The following is a 15,635-nucleotide window of genomic DNA, read 5'->3' on the forward strand; positions in this document are numbered from 1 at the left end:
TCTCCGGGGCTCAGCCATTGCGCAGTAGCTGGCTGCCTTCGAGCAGCACGAGGGTGGCGACGGCCGCGATCTCGACGCGCAGCAGGCGCTGATGGGTCTCGGCCGACGGCTCACGTTCGCGCAGGCGCCGACGCATCCACCACCAGCCGTAGGCCGTCGCTGCGTAGAGCAGCAGCCGCCAGACGAGGAAGTGGCCCGAGTGCTCCCGCAGCCATTGCTCCCAGCCGTCGATGCTGCCGACGACATGGAGGCCGACGACGTTCACACCGACCGCGATGCCCGCCACCAGCAGCACCCACAGCAGCACGATGCCGACGCGGCGGCCGAGCAGCCATGCCGGCCGCAGCCAGGCCCGGCTGGTCATGGCCCGCTCCGCGGCTTCTGCACTTCCTTGAGCCGGTCGCGCGTCGTGTCGCCCTCGAAGATGCCGCGCGAGCCCGCAGCGCGAGTGCCGTGGCGCTGCACGATCGCCATCGCCGAATTGGCGGCCAGCGTGCGCCGCAGCTCCAGCTCGGTCTTGAGGTTGTTGATCTCCTGCTCCAGCGCCGTGTTCTCCTGATCGACCGCCTTCACGGCCAACTCGTTGGCGGCGACGTTCGGCTCCTTCTTGCCGGTCAGCAGCGTGCGCTGCAACAGCAGGGCCTTCTCCAGCACGCTCGACAGCGCGGCCTCGGACGCCAGGCGCTTGCCCAGCAGGTCTTGATCGGGCTCATCGCGCAACGCCTCGATCACGCCGCGCGTGATCGGCAGCGAGTTGCTGCCGGCGGCTTCGAGGTTCGCCACCGTCATTTGCGTCGAGCCCGTCACCAGGCCTTGCAATGCCTGCAGCTTGGTCTCGTACTCTTCCTGAATCACCGGCGTGAGGCCGACGCCGGGCGTCGTCTGCGTCTTGGTGCAGGTCTCGCAGGTACGCTGCTCGCGCTCGCCGAGCACGCGGGTAGCGAAGTCGGCGGCGGCCTGCGGCGAAGACCAGGTTTGGCAGGTCAGCCGGTTGCCGCAGGACGCGCGCGGAATGGATGAGGTGTCCGTGACGCCGCGGCTGTTGAGCAGGTTGTAGCCGGCGCGGGTCACGTCGCCGACCACCTTGATCGAGCCCTGGCCCGAACCGCCCGCGTTGCCGCCGCCGACCCAGGGCACGCCATTGTTGCCCTTGTTGGATTCGGCCTGCTCCACGGCCGACACCGCGTCGGTGCTGCTCACCGCGTCGCGCAGCGCGAAGCCTTCGGCGAGCTGGTCCCACCCAGCCTGGCCGCCAGCCATGTCCGCCATCCGGTTGGCCATCGCCTTGCAGGTCAGCTTGCTGCGGTCGAAGTCGAGCCGCGCTTGCAGCACGCCGTTGGTCAGCAGGTTGTAGAGGCCCGGATCGGCGCGCTGGATGATCAGCGCGGGCAGTGAAGCCACGGCGCTGGTCGCGCTCTGGATCACGTTGCTCATGATCTGCTGGAAGCCGTTGGTGATGCCGTTCAACTGGTTCTGCAGCGTCGTCGTGATGCTCATGTCGCCGCAGATGAGGTTGCTGTTCCAGCCGATGCCCACGCCGATGCTCTGCATGTTCCCGGCGCCGCCCATGGACACGGCCCGGCCGCCGCCGATGCTGTAGAGCACGTCGTCGCCGATGACGCTGCCGCTCACGCCGACGCCGGTGGGGCTGATGCGGGTCTGCGCCCAGGCGACACCTGCTGCTGCCGTGACGGCGCAGGCGAGCGCGATGCTGAGCGCGTAGGGCCTGGCGCGCTGTGCGAAACGGGAGAGAGACGCTTTCATGGGAACACCTCAGAGGAAATCGACGCTGCCGAGGAAGACCTGGCCGCGGCGCTGGCAGCAGGCATAGGGCCGCCACAGCGCCCAGGCGTAGTCGCCTTGCTGGGCCTGCACGCGCGTGTTTGAGTGCGGGAACACCGCGCAGGAGTTGGAGAGGGCCGGCGTCAGCTCCTGCCACTTGCCGGTGGAAGCGTCGCTTTCCACCAGGGTGCCGGCCGGCCAGTAGCCGTCGCTCGAACTCGCGAGCAGCGGCTGGTAGACGTGCGGCTGCATGCGCCGCGTGACGACATCGCCCGCGCGCTGCGCGACGACGGCGCCGCTCTTGTAGTCGTCGGTCTGGTGCAGGAAGCCCCCGCGCGGATAGACGTTGCCCCACAGGTTCAGCGTCGTGCGGCCGCCGATCTCGCGCATGCCGGGGATCAGCGCCTCGGGGTACACCATCTCCGGCACGTTGTAGCGCCAGGCCAGCGTGTCGAGCGTGCTCAGCAGGTACGGCATGAAGGCCGTGCCCGCGCCCTGGCAGGCGTAGCCGGAGGCGCTGGCGAACTGGCTGAACACCGAACCACCGGGATGCCCGATCACGTCGGCGTTCTTGAACTTCGCCAGGTTGTTCTCGTTGTCGTGGTTCGTCGTCCCGTCGCCGCCGGCCTGCGCCGTGGGGTTGGGCATGCTCATGGCGCGCACTTCGATCCACGGGTTCTCGCCGGTGTTGCTGTAGCTCGATACCACGGCGTCGGGCACGTAGTGGCGCACCTTCACCGAGGTGCGAACCGTGCAGCCCGTCCACGTGCAGAACAGCCAGTAGCAGATGCCGACGACGCGGTATTCCAGGCAGTCGGGCGACAGGGCCGAGGACACGATGGTGGCCGTGTTCAGCGCGAAGCTCGAAGCGGCGCCGCCGAGCAGCACCGAGGCGATGGCAAGGCGGGCCCGGCGCGATGACGCGGACAGCAGACGGTTCATGGCTGTGCCCTCCGGTGGGATTCGATGCGGGCCACGGCGCGCGCGACATCGGTCTCGCCGTAGACCACGTAGCGGCGATCGACCACCACGGCGGGCACCTTGGCCAGCCCCAAGCCCCAAGCATCGGCGACGCCCTGATAGGCGCTGCCGATGCGGCGCTGCAGCGCCTGGCCGCCGTCGCGCAGACGCTGCTGCACGAGCGCGGCCGCGCGGCCCGGATCGGCAGGCAGGCCCGCGGCCAGTTCGGCCTCGATGCGCTCGGGCAGGTCCAGCTCGATCACGCGCGCGCCGGATGCGGACTGCACGGGATGGCGGCTGTCGGTCACGACCAGCACGTCGGCCGCGGATGCGTCCTGGCCGAGCAGGCACAGCAGCAGCCCTCCTGCGCAGGCGACGCGCGTGGCCCGCAGCCGCGGGATGGGTTTCAAGAAGGGAGCCGTCATAGTGGGCATCCTGGGAATGAGAGCAAGGCTCTAGTCGAACGCCGAAGGCAGTCCGCCCGCGACAAGGAATGCGCACCGCGCGCGCTCCGCTTTGGGCAGACAGGCGAAAGAAAAGCGGAAGCCGAAGCTCCCGCGGGGACCAGGCGGTCAGCGCCGCTACAGCAGGCCGGATTCGGCGAAGGAGTACGGCGTGCCCTTGCCGACGATGAAGTGATCCACCACCCGGACATCGACCATCGCCAGGGCGGCTTTGAGCCGGTCGGTCAGCGCCTGATCGGCGGCCGAAGGCACGGTCATGCCGGATGGATGCTGGTGGGCCAGGATGACCGCCGAGGCGTTGAGGGCCAGGGCGCGCTGCACCAGCACCCGCGGGTACACCGAGGTTTGATCGACCGTGCCCTTGAACATCGGCTCGTAGGCGAGGACTTGGTGCTGACAGTTGAGGAACACGACGGCGAAGACCTCGTTGGGCTCCGCGACCAGCTTCAGATGCAGGTAGTCGCGCACGGCGGCGGGACTGTTCAGCATCGGGCCGGCCTTGAAGATGCGTTGTTCCAGCAAGGTGATGGCCTGGCGGATGATCCAGTCTTCGTGCTGGGCGGCGATCAGGCTGAGCGACTCGGGACGCGAGTCGGCGACGACATAGGACATGGCGAACCTCCACGGAATGAAGTCGGAGGACGCCTGTCCCGGAAGGGACAAACCCTCCGGGGGACGATGAAGAACGAGCGGCAGAAGAGCGGGCATCCGCCACCACATGCGCAGTGGCTTTTCGCGTCCAGGGATGCGAAGCGAACGGGGTCGATCAGCGCGGCCAGGCCGCGTCGTAGCCTTGAAGATCGTGGCTACCTGGGCATGTCGCCGAGAGACTCGGCAGGCATTTCCTTCGATGCGGGCTCGGCCGCTGCACTGGCCGCCAGCAGGTCGATCGCGGACAGCAAGGCATCTCCTTCGACCGAGCCGTGCAGCAGCAGCGTCTTGCCGGACTGGCGATCCTGCAGGCGCAGCGTGGGTGTGACCTTGATGCCCTCCTGCGCCGCGCTCGCCGACTGTGCGCGGATCAGCGCATCGGGGCGGTCGCTGTCGAGGCATTGCTGCGCGGCCGGCGTGAGGTCGGGATAGCGCAGGCCCTCGGGCAGGCCCTGGCCGTCGCCCCGGGTGTGCGTGTAGACCCACTCGGCGGCCTGCCAGAACGCCGCCTGGCCGCCGGCCTCGCCGACGCACTCCACCAGGCGCGCATCGGCGGACGCGGCCGGCTCGTGCAACGGCAACGGCAGGTGATGCCATTGCCAGCTCACGTCAGGGTGCGCGTCGATCCAGCGCTTGAGCACCGCGAAGTACGCGCGGCAGAACGGGCATTCCAGGTCGGCGTACTCGACCACCGTGAAGCGCGCATCGGCGCGGCCATAGCGCCAGGGCGGGCCGGCTGGTGCCGTTGCCGGCGTAGGCGTTGCTTCTGCCGAAGGAGAAGCGGGCTCGGCGGGCGGCGACGGCGGCTGCAGGCCGAGCCACGCGGCCGTGGTCAGGGCCGCGGCCACCAGCAGCGCGACGATAAGGACGGTGCGGGACGGCGCGAATCGAGGGATGCGCATCGTGGACTCCCCGTCACGCCAGCGCATCGAGCGCCAGCGGCTCGATGCTGCGGGCGCGGTCGATCTTCTCGGCGATCTTGAAAGCGGCGTCCAGTTCGCCGATGCCGTACTGCTGCATCAATTGGAAACGCTCGGCCTTCTCCTCCGGCTCGGTCTGAGCCAGCGCCAGGTACAGGCTGGGCGGCACCGCACGGAACAGCACCTCCATGCTCTTGGAAAGGATCACGCCCTCGCTGAACTTGCCGGCCTCCTTGCGGGCCGACAGCATCAGCGCCTTCTGCGCCGCGTTCAGCTCGCGGAAGCGCGCGATCTTCTCCACCTCGTCGGGCGGCATCGAGAGGCAGATCCACCACTCGATCATGTTGAGCATGGGCTCGGCGGCCTTGGGCAGGTCGTCGATGTTCTGCGTCGCCAGCCAGTACCAGGCGCCGAGCTTGCGCCACATCTTCGTGATCTTGACGACGTAGGGCGCAAGCAGCGGGTTCTTGGTGATGATGTGCCCCTCGTCCGTCACGTTGATGATCGGCCGGCCGAGGAACTGGTCGCGCTCGGCGATGTTGTTGACCGTGTTGATGAGGCTGATGTAGGCGATGGAAAGCTGCGCGTTGTAGCCCTCGCGTGCGAAGGTCGCCAGATCGACGATGGTGATGTCGGCCTCGGGCCAGGGCGTGCCGGGCCGGTCGAACATCTCGCCGTCCACGCCCTGGCAGAACATATCCATCGCGTCGGCCATTTCCAGCAGCCGCGCGCGCCGCACCTCGGGCAGTGCCGTATCGCGGGCGCGCTCGCGCAGCGCATCGCGCACGTCGCGCGTGAGGACGGTGCGCTGGTCGGCCACGCAACGCTGGGCCGCATCGAGGATGCACTGGCGGATCAGGCTGCGGTCGGCGCGCGTCATGCGCGCCTCTTCCTTGTCCTCGCCGCCGGTGATCATCAGCCGCGCGGTGATTTCCAGTTCCCCCAGCACGTCACGCTGCTCGTCGGCATCCGCTGCCTGTGCCGCCTCGTCGCGGTCCTCGTCCAGGGCGTCGGCATCCAGCGTCTGCACCTGGCTGGGCGTTTCGACCAGCCGGTGGGCGTCGGCGAACGGCGCGAGGCTCACCCCGGCACCGGGGGCCAGCTTGACGCGATGCACCTTCATGCCCAGCCGCGCCGCGAAGTCGCCGAACAGGCCGAAGCTGTTGCCCGCCTCGACGATGAACAGCCGCGGCCGGTAGATCGCCGTCACCTGGTTCAGGATGTTGTTGAGCGTGGCGCTCTTGCCCGAGCCGGTGGGACCGAACAGGAACAGGTGAGCGTTCATCTGCCGGTCGAGCCGGTTCAGCGGGTCGAAGGTGATCGGCCCGCCGCCGCGGTTGAAGAATGTGATGCCCGGATTGCCGGTGCCCTGGCTGCGGCCCCACACCGGCGCGAGGTTCGCCGCGTGCTGAGCGAACATCAGTTGCGTGTACCACTGGCGCTTGTCGGCGGCCGGGTCGAACACGCACGGCAGCCAGCGCAGGTAGCTGTTGAGTGGCGCCACTTCGTCTTCCTCGCGCACCGGCTGCAGGCCGGCGTTGAGCATGACGTTGACCAGTTGCAGGCCGCGGGCGTCGAGCTGCGCCAGGTCGCGCCCGCGCAGGTAGAAAGCCAGCGCGCCGCGGTACAGCTTGTGCGCGCTGCCGATCAGCCCGCGCGCTTCCTGCACGTCGCGGCGCGTCTGCTCCGAGGCCAGCGTCTCGCCGACCGACTTCTTGCTCAGGTGGTTCAGGTGCGCTTCGAGCACGTCCTGCGGCGTCGCGACGACCGTCAGGCACATCACCGTGTCCTCGGGCATCTGGTCGAACAGCGCGTTGACCGCGTCGCCGCCCTTGCGCGTCTCGCCGGTGACGTGGCCCGTGGCGGGCGGCATGCGCAGGCGGTCCATCACGATGACCCGGTGCGGCATGCCGTCGAAGACCCAGGTGCCGTTCGCCACGTCCGAGCGCGGCTGGCCGAAGAACAGGCGCTGCGCGAAGTCGCCGCTGGCCAGCTCAATCCCGCCTTGCTCGGCTTCCTCGGGGTAGCGGGTCAGCGCGTAGAACCGTTCGCGGTCGGCGGCGGCGGGGCCAAGCATCGTGGGGTGCGGGTTGAACCAGCGCAGCAGCCAGTCGTGGATGTCGCTCGCCTCCATGCGCCGGGCCTTCACGCCCGTGTTGGCGAGGCCACCTGCGAGCCGGTCGCAGATCGTCGTCAGCGCCTGCTCGGGAGACTGGCCGCGCCGGGACGCGCCAGACGCACTCGCGCGCCGGTAGACCACCATGCGCACGCGCCGCACCTGGCCGCGCCACGGCAGGCGCGTCACCGTCGTGTCCTCGAACAGGCCGCCGGGCTTGGCGATCGCACGCAGGTGATGCCCGAAGAAGCGCAGGTAGAACTCGGTGAAGGCGCTGCCCTGAGCGCGCGGCCGCACGTAGTTCGTGAGCCCGCGCAGGTAGTTGTCCCAGGTTGCTTCGTCCTGGGCGTAGAGCTGCACCACCCAGGGGTTCTCGTCGAGTTCGTCGAACGAGTCCTGCAGCGCGTTCTCCAACGCATCGCGCGCCTGCCACAGCCAGGCCATCTCGCGACCCTCGGTGCCGACCGGCGCCAGCTCGAAGAAGGCCGCCACCGACTGTCCGTCCTCCAGCAGCAAGCTCTTGGAATCGGGCAGGTACTCCACCCAGGGGAGCAGGTCGGCGAAGGACGGCGCCACGCCGTAGAGCGCCTGCAAGTCCGCCTCGGTGGCCGGCCGGCGCGGCTGGCCGCCCACCGCGCTACCGGGCTCGGGAATACCGTGCGCGGCCAGCGTCGAGACATGCTGCGCCCAGGCGTCATCGGCATCCAGGTCGGGGCCGGCAGGCGTGGCGGCCTTGCGTGCCCAGGGCAACGACCAGGCCATCAGTAGTCCTCCAGGCGCTCGCCGGGCATCGCGTACTGCACGCGCTGGTAGAGCGGGAACACGGTGGTGTAGCCGGGCACCGGCACCGGGTCGGTGCCGGCCAGGTGCGGGAACACGTACATCACCAGGTCCGGGTTCGGCAGCCGGTGGAACTGGCGGTAAATCTCGTTGGCCGCGGTGCGCGTGTAGGCGGCAGCGGCGGCGGGCGCCGCCTGCACGTCGGCCTCGGTCAGCGGCCGGCGCAGGCCCTGACGCGCATCGAGCAGTTGCCGCGCCGCCTGTCCGCCACCGGCGCTGCCGCCCGTCTCCTGGTTCCACACGTCGAGCATGGTGTGCTCGCCGTGCGGCAGCAGCTCGTCCTTGCTGGTCGCGCAGCCGCCCAGCACCATGACCGCGCACAGGGCCGCGGCCGATTCAATCCAAATCCGACGCATGGGCGCCTCCGATGCGGTGATTGACCCGCCGCCCCTTGGCGTCGTAGTCGATGTTGAGCGGCTGCTCCAGATGCACGGCGACCTTGGCGCCGGGCCGCACGTAGACCGCGGCGAAGGCCTGCCCGTAGAGCTTGTTGACCCAATCGGCCATGTCACGCACGCCGCCGGCCAGGATGCGGCCCATCGCCTCGTTGCCGCTGATACCGACGGTGCCGAGCGAGCCGTTGCTGTTGGCGACCACGGCCACGCTGCCGTTGTCCGACTTGATCAGCGAGGCCGCGCCGGCGCCGGCCGCGGTGATCAGCGCCTGCGAACCCAGGTACTGCTGCGCGTTGCTGCGCCGCTCGCCCGAGACGCACGGGATGCCGTAGGGGTCGCTGATCCAGCCCAGGCCGCCCTGCGTCGTGCTGTTCGCGCTGTTGCCCTGACTGCCGCTGCTCCGATTCCGATTGCCGTCCTCCGGCACGGTGCGGATCGTGCCGTCGTTGAAGACGAACGTGACCGAGCGGATCTGGCCGCGCACGCAGGAAAGCGTCCAGTCGCCCGAGGCCGTGCCGCTGACCACCGCACCGGCCACGTCGGGGATGTCGATGCCGTTGGCGGTGAGGTTGTCGGGGCCGATCAGCACCTTGAAAGGATACGGATCGTTGACCGTGCCGTCGATTGGCACGCGGCCGATCAGCGCCGTCATCGCGATCGAGCCCATCAGCGTCGAGTTCGACGGCACCGTGTAGACCGGCTTGGCCGACGCGCCCACGGCGCGGCTGCCCGCATCCGCGACGGTGCTTGCCACGCCGTCGGCCGTGTCGGAAAGCGTCTTCTGCGCCGGCCCGAAGCTGGTCGGGAAGTTCAAGCCGCCGCTGCTGCCGTTCTTCGCCGAGGGTTTCGCATCGTCCGGCTCCACCCAGCGCGTGCCGTTGGTGTTGCGCGCACTGCCGCTCTGGTTGCCGCCGAAGTTCTTGCCGTCTCCTTCCTCCAGCCCGAGGCCCACCGGCAGGTCGGCCTGGCCGCTCTTGCCGGAGAGGCCGTCCAGGCGCCGCTGCAGGTCTTGCAGCAGGCCCTGGGTCTGCTGGCGGTCGCCGGCCAACTGCTCGCGGTCCTGCTGCAGGCGGCCGCGCTCGCCGTCGAGCGCGGACTGGATGCGCTGGTCGATCGCGCTTTCCCTCGCGCGCATGCGTTCGTTCTCGGTCTTCTGGTTCTTGTTATCGTTGAGCGCCGTCTGCAGTTCGTTGCGCAACTGCTTGACCTGGGCCACCAGCGTGGCGACGGTATCGCGCGGCGTATCGCCTTCGATGCCCAGCGCCTTCATCTCTTCGGGCGTGAGCGGGTTGGCGCTGCCGGGAGGTGCCGGCCTGGCGCTGCGCTCGCCCGAGAAGAGCTTGATGCCGACGAACACCAGCACCAGCGCCATCGGGATCAGCAGCCACTTCAGGAGGGGGTTACTTTTCATCGCGCGCTCCTCCTCCTTCGGCCTGGCCGGCCGCCGCCGCCGGAGGCAGGTTCACCGTCGCGTCGATCGGCGCCACCTTGGGCAGCAGCGACTCGGCCAGGCCGTGGCCACGGGTGACGAGATAGACCACGGTGGTGTCGGCCGCGCGGCCGGCCGGCGCCAGGGTCGGGTGCTGGAAGGTCGCGGCGAGGAAGTCGCCCTGCAGCGCCCGCGGGTCGAGATCGAGCCAGCGCCCGGAGGTGTTGGTGAGCTTCACGGCCGTCACCCACTGGTCTTCGAGCCGCCACGCGGCCAGCGCCTGCGCGCGCACCGGCAGCGTGGGCAGCAAGGTGTCCAGCGCGAGGTTGCGGCGCAGGTTGACGCGGCCGATGCCGGCCATGGGCTCCACGGTGCGCAGCGGCGCGTACAGGTTCTGCGCCGCGTAGCGCGTCAGCACCACGGCCACCGGCGTTGCGCGGCGGGCGGCTGGTGTCGGGCGCTGCGCATCGTCGTCCACGGTGGCCGAGGGGCTGGCCGGCTCGCTGTAGCGGGTGGCCGGCACATCGCCCTCGACGATGCGCACGGGTTCGAGCGCAGGCTGGCCCGTCTTGGCCGGCTCGGCGGCGATGTCCAGCAGGATCAGCGCGCCGGATTCCACGTCCTGTAGTTGCAGCCGCGTGGGCGGGATGGGCGCGCTGGCGCGCAGGTAGATCGCGCCACCGGCGCTCTGCACGCGCAACTGCTCGCCGACGCCGGCCGGCACGCCGATGCGCACGTTGCGCTCGATGAAGACCACGCGCTCCTGGCCGACCACGAGCGGCACCGCCAGCGGCAGGCGCTCCCAGCGCAGGATTTCGATGGCATGGCCCGCGGGCACGAAACCCAGGCACAACAGGACGCCGGCCAGGGCCGGAAGGAAGCAGCGCTTCATGGGGTGTCTCCCTGCAGATTGGCACCGGGGCTGGCGGGCTTGGCGGCTGGCGCCGGGGGCGGCGGGGTTTCGATGCGCTCGGGCGCACGTGCATAGCAGTCCAGAACGAGGCCGAAGGGATTGCGCTCGGGATCGATGTCGATGCGCACGACCTTCAGCGCGTAGCGCACGAGTGCGCGCTTGACCTGCTCGGCGCCCAGGTACTCGTCGGCGCTCACGTCCAGCGTGACGATCCAGTCGTTCGCCGACACGGTGCGCACGCGCGCGGCGGGATCGTCGCCGTAGCCGCGGCCGGGAATCTCGTAGATGCCGCGCACGCGCTGGCGCAACTCACCGTTGCTGCGCCGGAATTCGTAGTCCTGCTGCAGGAAGGCCCGGCAGCTCGGCGTGAAGTAGGCCGACAGCCCATGCAGGTTGCGCGGGTAGTCCTGCTCGCCGTTGGTCGGCCAGCGTTGGGCCTGCTGCCAGATGTAGAAGGTGAAGGCGTAGACGCTCTCCGGCGGCACGTCCCACCACTTGCGGGTGCTGCCCGAGCGCAGGTCGGGCGGCACGTGGATGGTCAGGCTCTTGGGTGCGCTCCACCAGCCGAAGCCGAGTAGCAGCGCCACCACGAACAGCGCGGCGCCGGCCAGGCGCAAGGTCTTCACATGCGCCTGCAGGTGCGCGACCTCGTTCTTGAATCGGCTCATGCTGTACCTCGACGCAGGGACGGGTTGGGCCGCAGGCGCCGCGTGGACCACCAGCCCGAGCGGGTGATGAGTTGCCCACCGCCCGTGTGGGCCGCCAGCGCGGGGTAGCGCAGCGCGAGCCGCCACTGAAGCTGGCGGTACAGCCAGGTGTCAGGCCGGCCGCGCTTCCACCGCCGCAACAGACCGCCGCCCACGAAGACGCCGATGCCGATGCCGGCGACGACCAGCGTGGGCACCATCGCAATGCTGTGGGTCAGCCAGGCCAGCGGCACGCCGGCCACGAACCCGACCGCGCCCGACAGGCCGGCGCAGACCCACAGCTCGTCGGCCGTGAGCCCGCGCACGACCACCGGATGGCGGTTCAGGCGATGCGGCATAAAGGTCACGAGCCCGTCGCGCGGCGGGCTCTCCAGGGCGCCAGCCATGGTTGCCGGCCCTTACAGCACGCCGGTGGCCTTGGTCAGCAGCCAGATGCCGACGACCAGGAGGATCGCGCCGACCGCCACCGTCAGGCCGAACTGGCCCCAGGTGGCGCGGCCGGTGTGGATCTCCGCGTAGCGCGTGTAGGCGTGGTAGCAGACGCCGACGAACATCGAGGCGACCACGAGCAGCGCGATCAGCAGCACGATGTCGTAGCCGTAGTTCTGCAGCGTCTGCATGATGCCGCTGCCGGTGCCGCGCGACGGGTCTTCCAAGGTGGGCAGGGCCGCCAGCGAGACGAGCGGCGTGGCAGCGAGGCCCAGCGGGGCAAGCATGGCTGCGATGCGCGCAGCGGGGCGACGAGGAATCAGCGAAGCGTTCATGGTGATACACCCTTTCATGGTGGTCAGGACAGGAGGAAGAAGCCCAGCACCAGGTACATCGCGACGAAGCGCACGATGACGCCGAGGAACTGGCGTTGGGTCAGGTGGTGCTCGGCCCAGCCGACATAGGCGGTGCGCATCGCCCACACGCCCCACAGCAGCAGAACGGCGAAGACGAAACCGAGCACGACGGTGGAGACGGCCGCGGGCGCGACCCCGCCGTTGGCCTGGAAGGCGGCGACCTGATCGGCGGAAGGCGTCATGGCGACGGCGCCTCCTTGTCGCTGGCCGCGCCGCTTCGCGTGTAGTCGCCGGCCAGCGGCACGGGATCGCGCGGCTGGGCGCGCTGGGGAACGAGGTAGTCCCGCAAGCCTGCGCGCATGCGCTGCAGGTCGGCGCGCAGCCGGGCGTAGTCGAAGTGGTAGCGGGCGCGCTCCTGCGGTGCGGTGGTGGCTCCACGCTCGGCGAGGCGATCCAGCAGTTCGAGCTGGCGCGTTACCGCGGCGAGCATCTCGCGCTCTGCGGCGTTGTCGGCGGCATCGGCAGCGACGGCCGGCTGAAGCCCCGCAGCGGCGAGCAGGAGCGCGGCCAATAGCGCGGCGATGGCGTGGCGCCGGACATGCGCAGGACTGCGGAAGGTTTCCATCGAGCCGTTCTCCGGGGATGCGGATGGCTCATGCTCGAACGCCCGGTCTTCCGGCGCTGCAATCAATCGGAACCGGCCCGCCACCGCTTTCCGGCAGCGCAAGGAACGACGCGCCTACAGGTACTTCTTGAAGGTGGCCGCGGAGATGGCCACGGCAACGCCCAGCAGCGCCGCGCTGGGCAGCAGGATCAGCAGCGGATGCACGCTGACCGGCAGCGCGAGGTACGTGACCCAGGGCAGCACCGCCAGCGGCATCAGGCTCGCCCTGGCCCGGTGATAGACGAAGCCCGATTCGCGCCCGGCGCCGAAGCCGCGCACGTCCCTGCGCACCAGCCCATCGACCAGGCCGACGAAAGCAGCCATCACGAACAGCGGCAGGATCAGGATCAGCACCAGCAGCCGCACGAGGAACACCAACACGGTGTAGGCCGAGGCGATCAGGTAGCTCTCCACGTGCACGTAGACCTGTCCGAGGTAGTGGCGGAAGTCCTGCACCTGGCTGTGGGCGCCGGCACGGGATTGCGAGGCGGCATCGCGTATCCAGTCCAGCAGTCCCGTCTTCACGAACAGTCCTTGGTAGGCCCACTCGACGAGCTGCCGTGCACTGCGCCCCGGTTCCTGCACCAGCACGCTGCGCGTGAAATGCTCCGAGACCTGTGACAGCTCGTAGTTCAGCATGCCCTGCGCGTGGCGCCAGCCCTGCTCGGGCCAGAAGAAGTGCATGCCGATGCACTCGATCACGATGCACAGCAGCAGCGAGCCACACAGCACGCCGAACAGCCGGAACGGCAGCGTGACCAGCCCCGCGATCAGGCCCTGCTGGCGGACCTGCTGGCGCTGGACGGCGACGGCGGGGTCGCTCATGCCGCGGCCCCTTCATCCACGCTCGCCATCTGCTTGAAGTCCGCCAGCAGATCGTCGGGCAGCGCCTGATCCTGCAGGCCGGGAAGCCCCTTGCTGTCCCACCAGTCGCCGGCCTCGACGTAGTGCTGGCGCATGTAGCCGGCCAGCTCCTGCAAATCCTTGGGCATGGCCTCGTCGGGATCGGGCGCCGGCAAGGGCATGCGCACCTTCCACAGGTGGCCGCCCTCGATCAGCGCAAAACACTGCCCCTTGGGCAAGCCGACGACGTGTGCCGGTTCGATCAGCGGAACGCTGTTGCTGCTGATGCGGTCCTGCGTGTTGGACGTGAACGCGGTGTTGCCGGTCGGGTCGGAACTGTCGGTGGCACCGCTCATCACCGTTGTCGTGTAGACCTCGACCTTGGGCAGTTGCCGCGTCAGCAGCTCGGCCGTGATGGTCTCGCGCACGCGCAGCATGAACAGGTTATTGAAGTTCCCGATGACCTGGCCGGCCTTGGCGCGGTTGCCGATGCGGGCCTCGATGTCGCTCATGGTCTGCGTATAGGCCGTGACCTGCACCCCGGCGCCGCCGCCTTTGTTGACCATCGGAATGAACTCGTCGCCCATCAGCTCGTTGAACTCGTCGGCGTGCACGTTGATCGGCACCTTCACGCCTGCCGACGCGCCCGGCAGGCCATCGTCGATACCGAACTTGTAGATGTGCCCGGCGACCGACACCAGATCGCTGAACATGGAATTTCCCACTGCGGCCGCGACCTCAGCGTCCGACAACGCATCCAGCCCGACATAGACCACGGCCCGCTTCCGGATGATCTGCATCCAGTCGAAGATCGGCCGCGGGTCGCCCAGGTCCGAGTAGTTCGGCGCGAGCAACTGCGCGATCTTGCCGGTGGTCAGCTTCTCCAGCAGCGGCAGGAGCGACGCCACGATCTTGTCGAAGTACGTCCTGTCGTAGCGCACCGCGCTGCGCAGCCCGTCAAGCACCGGGTCGTAGATGCGCACCTGCGAGAGGTACTGCTCCAGCGCGACGACGCGCTTCTCCCGCCCGATCATGTTGCGCGGGATGTTCTTGTCGTTCAGCTTGGCTTCGAGCTGGACGATGACCTCCCAGGCTTTCGGCTCGCTCCTGGCGAAGTAGTGCTGGGCGTACTCGATGAACAGCGCATCGATGTTGATGACGTGGCGCTGGATCAGCAGGTAGTCGGGCCGCTGCCCCAGCTCGACCAGAGCACGAGCGATGATGTTGACAAACCTCCACGCGAACTCCCTGAAGGCGGCCGAATTGCCTTCACCGGAGAGCTGGCCCGCGATGCGCGTGGCGACTTCGCTGATGCGCCCGAACCGCCCCACGGCGTTGTAGCGGGCGCTGATGTCCGGCCAGCCCAAATGGAAGACGTAGAACTCGCCTTCGCGTCCGGCGCGTTTGGCTTCCACGTACATGCGCTTGAGCAGATCGGCGTCGCCCTTGGGGTCGAAGACGATCACGACCTCGTGCTGGCCGCCCACCTTGCGGCGGATGTCCTGGGTGATGAACAGTTCGGCCAGGCGGGTCTTGCCGACGCGGGTGGTGCCGAGCACCAGCGAATGGCCGACGCGCTCGGCCAAAGGCAGGGTGACGTCAACCTCGTGCGGTTCGATGCCGTGCAGGCGCGGCAGACCACCGACTGGCGGTAGCGGCCGCGCCGGGTTGAGCGGGCTGTCCCAGGCCAGGGCCTTCGCCAGCTTGGACAGGGGGTACGGTGCGAACTCCAGGCGCTCCTCGAAGTGCCGTGCCGCCCGATAGATCGCCGTCGGTTCGACATAGCGGCGGAACTCCGGCCGGTAGGTCTGCATCAGCCGGTGCGTGTGGCGTTGGTCCCAGCGGAAACCCCGGCCGACGAATAGCCGCTGCTGGCTGACCGGCACGTCGCGGCTGGTCATCACGTAGCGCGGCAGGCGCCGGATGTTGCGCCGGTAGCGCAGGATCGCCCAGGCGTCCCGGAAGCGGATCGCACCGAAGGTCAGGAAGGCCAGCGCGCTGCCCAGGCCGAGCAAGGGGCTCAGCGCGAGCGACCACGGGGCCACCAGGCACAGAAGCGCGGCGCCCGCACAGACCGCGACGGTGTAAAGCTCCACCGCTGGCCGCAGCAAGACTTCGACGGCTTGGGAGTGGGCCATGGTGGGCGCTTCACCTGGCTCTACCGCG

Annotated in this window: 17 protein-coding genes; all 17 read right to left on the bottom strand. The window is 69.2% G+C overall.

What is annotated here, in order from left to right; translation table 11 throughout:
* Positions 1–10: 10 nt before the first annotated feature.
* The 17 genes from ACILR4_RS14610 to traD all read right to left on the bottom strand — a co-directional run bounded on the left by ACILR4_RS14610 (position 11) and on the right by traD (position 15,607).
* Complete coding sequence (locus ACILR4_RS14610; RefSeq protein WP_006411722.1) at positions 11–364, bottom strand: hypothetical protein; 354 nt, start codon at positions 362–364, stop codon at positions 11–13.
* Positions 361–1,764: an integrating conjugative element protein gene (locus tag ACILR4_RS14615; RefSeq protein ID WP_395701594.1), complete on the bottom strand. Its 1,404-nt coding sequence runs from the start codon at positions 1,762–1,764 to the stop codon at positions 361–363. The genes ACILR4_RS14610 and ACILR4_RS14615 overlap by 4 nt, the downstream gene beginning before the upstream one ends.
* Positions 1,765–1,773: 9 nt before the next feature.
* On the bottom strand, positions 1,774–2,724 hold the full coding sequence (locus ACILR4_RS14620) for a TIGR03756 family integrating conjugative element protein (RefSeq protein WP_395701595.1): 951 nt from the start codon (positions 2,722–2,724) through the stop codon (positions 1,774–1,776).
* Complete coding sequence (locus tag ACILR4_RS14625; protein ID WP_395701596.1) at positions 2,721–3,167, bottom strand: TIGR03757 family integrating conjugative element protein; 447 nt, start codon at positions 3,165–3,167, stop codon at positions 2,721–2,723. The genes ACILR4_RS14620 and ACILR4_RS14625 overlap by 4 nt, the downstream gene beginning before the upstream one ends.
* 156 nt (positions 3,168–3,323) lie before the next feature.
* Positions 3,324–3,818, bottom strand: a complete 495-nt coding sequence (gene radC / locus ACILR4_RS14630) for a DNA repair protein RadC (protein WP_395701597.1) — start codon at positions 3,816–3,818, stop codon at positions 3,324–3,326.
* A gap of 194 nt (positions 3,819–4,012) precedes the next feature.
* Positions 4,013–4,759 (bottom strand): DsbA family protein, encoded by a 747-nt coding sequence (locus ACILR4_RS14635; protein ID WP_395701598.1) that lies wholly within the window; start codon positions 4,757–4,759, stop codon positions 4,013–4,015.
* Positions 4,760–4,772: 13 nt separating this feature from the next.
* Positions 4,773–7,655, bottom strand: a complete 2,883-nt coding sequence (locus ACILR4_RS14640; RefSeq protein WP_395701599.1) for a conjugative transfer ATPase — start codon at positions 7,653–7,655, stop codon at positions 4,773–4,775.
* Positions 7,655–8,089, bottom strand: coding sequence for a TIGR03751 family conjugal transfer lipoprotein (locus ACILR4_RS14645; protein ID WP_127805054.1), 435 nt, complete (start codon positions 8,087–8,089; stop codon positions 7,655–7,657). The genes ACILR4_RS14640 and ACILR4_RS14645 overlap by 1 nt, the downstream gene beginning before the upstream one ends.
* Positions 8,070–9,539, bottom strand: a complete 1,470-nt coding sequence (locus ACILR4_RS14650; protein WP_324384428.1) for a TIGR03752 family integrating conjugative element protein — start codon at positions 9,537–9,539, stop codon at positions 8,070–8,072. The genes ACILR4_RS14645 and ACILR4_RS14650 overlap by 20 nt, the downstream gene beginning before the upstream one ends.
* The gene (locus ACILR4_RS14655) at positions 9,529–10,449 is read right to left on the bottom strand and encodes a TIGR03749 family integrating conjugative element protein (RefSeq protein ID WP_395701600.1); all 921 of its coding nucleotides are present in this window, start codon (positions 10,447–10,449) and stop codon (positions 9,529–9,531) included. Before ACILR4_RS14655 ends, ACILR4_RS14650 begins: the two co-directional genes overlap by 11 nt.
* Entirely contained in the window at positions 10,446–11,138 is a 693-nt protein-coding gene (locus ACILR4_RS14660; RefSeq protein WP_298432669.1) for a PFL_4703 family integrating conjugative element protein, read from the bottom strand. Before ACILR4_RS14660 ends, ACILR4_RS14655 begins: the two co-directional genes overlap by 4 nt.
* A complete protein-coding gene (locus tag ACILR4_RS14665; RefSeq protein WP_298432666.1) occupies positions 11,135–11,563 on the bottom strand; it encodes a TIGR03750 family conjugal transfer protein in 429 nt (142 codons plus the stop codon). The genes ACILR4_RS14660 and ACILR4_RS14665 overlap by 4 nt, the downstream gene beginning before the upstream one ends.
* 12 nt (positions 11,564–11,575) lie before the next feature.
* Positions 11,576–11,941 carry a TIGR03745 family integrating conjugative element membrane protein gene (locus tag ACILR4_RS14670; protein WP_127805064.1) on the bottom strand — a complete coding sequence of 122 codons (366 nt, stop codon included), beginning with the start codon at positions 11,939–11,941 and terminating at the stop codon, positions 11,576–11,578.
* 23 nt (positions 11,942–11,964) lie between these two features.
* On the bottom strand, positions 11,965–12,204 hold the full coding sequence (locus ACILR4_RS14675) for a TIGR03758 family integrating conjugative element protein (protein ID WP_298432664.1): 240 nt from the start codon (positions 12,202–12,204) through the stop codon (positions 11,965–11,967).
* Positions 12,201–12,587 carry an RAQPRD family integrative conjugative element protein gene (locus ACILR4_RS14680; protein ID WP_298432662.1) on the bottom strand — a complete coding sequence of 129 codons (387 nt, stop codon included), beginning with the start codon at positions 12,585–12,587 and terminating at the stop codon, positions 12,201–12,203. The genes ACILR4_RS14675 and ACILR4_RS14680 overlap by 4 nt, the downstream gene beginning before the upstream one ends.
* Before the next feature lie 114 nt (positions 12,588–12,701).
* Complete coding sequence (locus ACILR4_RS14685) at positions 12,702–13,451, bottom strand: TIGR03747 family integrating conjugative element membrane protein (RefSeq protein WP_395701601.1); 750 nt, start codon at positions 13,449–13,451, stop codon at positions 12,702–12,704.
* Positions 13,448–15,607 (bottom strand): type IV conjugative transfer system coupling protein TraD, encoded by a 2,160-nt coding sequence (traD, locus tag ACILR4_RS14690; RefSeq protein WP_324384418.1) that lies wholly within the window; start codon positions 15,605–15,607, stop codon positions 13,448–13,450. Before traD ends, ACILR4_RS14685 begins: the two co-directional genes overlap by 4 nt.
* Positions 15,608–15,635: the final 28 nt, after the last annotated feature.

The sequence above is a fragment of the Aquabacterium sp. genome, from assembly GCF_044226965.1.
Taxonomy (GTDB): domain Bacteria; phylum Pseudomonadota; class Gammaproteobacteria; order Burkholderiales; family Burkholderiaceae_C; genus Pseudaquabacterium.